The 3,995-nt window shown below is 39.5% G+C and carries 4 protein-coding genes; 3 read left to right on the top strand and 1 reads right to left on the bottom strand.

Going from position 1 to position 3,995, the window contains the following annotated elements; all coding sequences use genetic code 11:
- Nucleotides 1-311 precede the first annotated feature (311 nt).
- From istA (VJ937_RS07255) to istB, 3 genes are all read left to right on the top strand, one after another.
- Complete coding sequence (gene istA / locus VJ937_RS07255) at nt 312-1,193, top strand: IS21 family transposase (RefSeq protein ID WP_324066234.1); 882 nt, start codon at nt 312-314, stop codon at nt 1,191-1,193.
- A 241-nt stretch (nt 1,194-1,434) separates the two neighbouring features.
- On the top strand, nt 1,435-2,985 hold the full coding sequence (gene istA / locus VJ937_RS07250) for an IS21 family transposase (RefSeq protein WP_324066233.1): 1,551 nt from the start codon (nt 1,435-1,437) through the stop codon (nt 2,983-2,985).
- Nucleotides 2,986-3,002: 17 nt separating this feature from the next.
- Nucleotides 3,003-3,722, top strand: a complete 720-nt coding sequence (istB, locus tag VJ937_RS07245) for an IS21-like element helper ATPase IstB (protein ID WP_324066232.1) — start codon at nt 3,003-3,005, stop codon at nt 3,720-3,722.
- Nucleotides 3,723-3,748: 26 nt separating this feature from the next.
- On the opposite strand, the gene VJ937_RS07240 is transcribed toward istB, so the two are convergent.
- A complete protein-coding gene (locus VJ937_RS07240; protein ID WP_324066231.1) occupies nt 3,749-3,883 on the bottom strand; it encodes a hypothetical protein in 135 nt (44 codons plus the stop codon).
- Nucleotides 3,884-3,995 lie beyond the last annotated feature (112 nt).

Below are 3,995 nucleotides of genomic sequence, written 5' to 3'. Positions count from 1 at the left end.
AATGTGATTTCTTATCTATATGTTTTACTATTTCGTCACAAACCTTGATAAAATCAGCTTCACTAATAGTTTCTTGCTCACTTCGCCATGCTCCATGAGAAAGTGGATAATCTGATTCGATTTGTGCCACCATTTCCGGAGTGGTTTGTGCCACTGATTCCGGCTCAAATTGTGCCACTTTTTGGGCGCGCGCAATTTTAATTCGGATTCGTTTTGTGCCAACTATGGGCGGAGCAATTTTTTTTCGGATTCGTTTTGTGCCACTTTGAAAGATCAAGAAAAACTGCCATATCGCAGAAAAAAGATTTGATATGGCCAATACTCTTGATCCTATGGATTTAAAACAGATTATTACATTACACATTGATGGTGAAAGTAACCGCCAAATAGGTGAACTACTGAAAATTTCACGCAATACGGTAAATACATACATGCGCTATTTTAAAGCATGTGATTATTCCTTGAAAGAACTTCTGGAAATGGATGAGCCTTCCCTGAAAGAACTCTTCCCATCGCACACAACAATCGTTAACGAACGTTATGATGAGTTGATGCAGTTTTTTGAAAAAGAAAAAATGGCAAGAGAACATCCCGGATTTACTTTTTTACATCACTATCTCAATTACAAAGCAACAACCAAAAAACCTTACAGCTATTCCCAGTTTATGGAGCACTATAAACAAAAGTTTGGCAAAGTTAAAGGTTCTATGAAGCTCGAACACAAAGCCGGTCATGAGTTGTTTATCGACTATGCAGGTAAGAAATTACAGATAGTTGACCGAGAGACAGGCGAGATACAAGAAGTGGAAGTCTTCGTGGCATTATTGCCCCATAGTCAATACACCTATGTAGAAGCCACATTGACGCAGAAAAGGGAGGATATGCTCAGCAGCCTGGCCAATGCACTTGATTTTTATGGAGGTGTGCCAAAAGCTATTGTGTCGGACAATTTGAAATCAGCCGTGACCCGGTCAAGTAAATATGAACCGGTGATCAATCGTTCATTAAAAGATTTTGCTCGCCACTACGATTGCGTGATCAACCCTACAAGAAGCTATTCCCCGCAAGACAAAGCACTTGTTGAAAATGCAGTTAACCTGGTTTATCAGCGCATTTATTATCTTTTACGAGAAATGACATTTTTCTCACTGGAAGACCTCAATGCAGAAATTGGATATTTCGGACTAAGCTGACCCCACTAACGGAAGCTGAAATTTGGTGTTTTTTGAGCTAAAAAAAGCATGACATTCCGGCGGATGTTGACCCCTCATATTTTAAGTTCAACTTGTTATCGCGTTTTTTTTGTGCGCGGGAATTTTCAATTTCGGAGCAAGTTGACCCCCGAGGCTCGGCCTTCAAATTTACGGAGCAAGCTGACCCCTATTTCTTGCAGTTTAGGTTATTTAGTGGCCAGAACCACTAAAACAGAAAGTTATGGCAGGAAAAATTAAACGTATGAGTCAAGTAAAACAATTACTGCTCCTGTACAAACAGGGCAAGGCAAAAAAAACTATTGCACGGGCTTTAGGCATGAGTAAAAACACAGTAAAAACCTATCTGTACAAGATCGATGGTGGGAAGTTCTCTATTGATGAACTCTTAAAAATGGAAGATCCCAAGCTTGAAGCTACATTATTTTCTGGAAATCCATCTTTCAAAGATGAGCGCTATGAGCACCTAAAAAACCAATTAGACTACTACACATCAGAACTAAACAAAACCGGTGTTACGCGTGGTTTGCTATGGCGCGAGTATCAACAAACGACCACTAATGCGTATAGCTACACCCAATTTTGCCATCACCTGAACCAACACAATAAAAGCCGAAAACCAAGCCTAAATCTTGACCATAAGGCAGGGGAAAAACTCTTTGTCGATTTTGCCGGAAAAACGCTTTCATATATTGATAGGGAAACGGGAAATAGGATTGAATGTCAAGTTTTTGTAGCGTGTTTGCCTTATTCTGACTACGGATTTGCAATGGCTGTTCCGAGTCAGAAAATGGAAGATTTTATACATGCTATGGTTTGTTGTTTGAACTTTTTCGGAGGCGCGCCCAAAACGATTGTGCCCGACAATCTAAAATCGGCCATTGTTAAGGCCAATAACTATGAGCCCACTATAAATCAGGCATTGGATGACCTTGCCGTTCATTATAAGACGACTGTTACTCCAACTCGACCTGCAAAGCCTAAGGATAAAGCGTTGGTCGAAAATCAAGTGAAACTGATATATATTCGTGCATATGCACCATTGCGCAACAGAAAGTTCTTTGACCTTGCTTCTCTGAATGAGGCTATAATGGAACAAGTTAAACTGCACAATCAGACTCGAATGCAGCAAAAGAACTATTGTCGTGAAGAAAAGTTTTTAGCCGATGAAAAAACAAGACTCACTGCACTGCCGGAAAAAAGTTTTGAAATCAAGTATTACAAAACACTAAAAGCGAACACAAATAATCACGTGTATATAACTGCAGACAAACATTATTATAGTGTTCCTTATGTTTATATTGGGCAGAAAGTTGCTGTAATTTATACGCGTTCACTGGTGAAAATATACAACAAAAAAGGTGATGTAATAGCGGTTCATGCAAGAAGTAAGATCCCGGGAAGGTATTCTACTCAAAGCGATCATTTGTGCTCTCAACATCAACATTATATTAGTCGAAGTCCTGAGTATTACCTCGAAAAGGCCAAACGAATGAACCCAACCCTTTATCGACTAATCGACTTGGTATTCAAACAAGACCGATATCCTGAACAGCTCTATAAAACCTGTGATGGACTTCTGAGTTTATCCCGAAAAACTGATCCTGAGTTATTCCGCCATGCATGCGAAACCGCCATTTCGTTTGAGAAATATTCCTATATGTTTATCAAAAACATTATAGAAAAGAATCCCTACCAATACACAGAAAAAGAAGAAATATCTAAACCGCTCCCAACACATAAAAATACACGCGGAGCAGATTATTATGAATAAACTAAAGCAGAAAAATTATGGAGGAAATTAAATCAAAATTAACACAATTACGGCTACATGGCATGCAGCAAACCTGGCAAGCTATGACCGAAACGCGCAGACATCACGATCTTTCGTTTAGTGAAGGTCTTGAGATGCTTTTGCATGGCGAAGAGCAGTACCGGACGAACAATCGGTTTGAAAGGTTGCGAAAGAATGCAAAATTTCGTTACAAAGCATCAATCGAAGAACTCACCTATGATAGTGCTCGTGGCATTAATAAAAGCCAGATAACAGACCTTGCCACTGGCGAATATGTAGAAAAAGGGGAGTCTGTTTTAGTGACCGGTGCTACCGGTTGCGGGAAAAGTTTTTTGGCTTCAGCTCTTGGTCATCATGCATGCGCGCAAGGCTACAAAGTAGCTTACTTTAACCTGCAGAAACTCTTGATCAAAACGAAAATGGCAAGAGCCGAAGGCACTATTAACAAATTTTTCGATCAGCTTTCTAAAGCGCATTTACTCATTCTTGACGACTTTGGATTGACCCATTTGGTCGCTCAACAACAAATGGACTTCATGGAAATAATTGAAGATCGACATGCTCGTCATGCCACTATAATAGCCAGTCAACTGCCTGTTAACAGCTGGTATGACATTATTGGAGAAGCAACCATTGCCGATGCTATTTTAGATCGATTAGTCCATACATCACATCGTTTAGAATTAAAAGGGGAAAGTCTGAGAAAAAAACTGTAAATTTGTCACACAATCTGTTCTTTGACCTAATGCTGCAGAGGGGGGTCAATATGACCGAAATGGGGGGTCAGTATCACCGAAATATCCATTTGAAGTTCAACAATAAATTTTTCGCCTTTTTGATTCTCACAATAAAGGTCAAATATTGCTTTTCGATCCATTTTTTCGTATATTTGCACTGTCGTCCCGGTAATTCCTCTCCCAGTCCTTATGCTGGTGATGAAGCCGGGTTTTTTGTTTCTATCAACTTTTCAAAGATAATAAAATTTATTC

The sequence above is a fragment of the Salinivirga sp. genome, from assembly GCF_035268865.1.
GTDB lineage: Bacteria > Bacteroidota > Bacteroidia > Bacteroidales > Salinivirgaceae > Salinivirga.
The sequence above is the reverse complement of the archived record's forward strand: the minus strand, read 5'-3'. Positions and strand labels throughout refer to the sequence as shown.

Bases quoted from the DNA above. Each gene is read 5' to 3' on its own strand.
- istA (WP_324066234.1), top strand. From the start codon at position 312: ATGGCCAATACTCTTGATCCTATGGATTTAAAACAGATTATTACATTA.
- istA (WP_324066233.1), top strand. From the start codon at position 1,435: ATGGCAGGAAAAATTAAACGTATGAGTCAAGTAAAACAATTACTGCTC.
- istB (WP_324066232.1), top strand. From the start codon at position 3,003: ATGGAGGAAATTAAATCAAAATTAACACAATTACGGCTACATGGCATG.
- VJ937_RS07240 (WP_324066231.1), bottom strand. From the start codon at position 3,883: ATGGATCGAAAAGCAATATTTGACCTTTATTGTGAGAATCAAAAAGGC.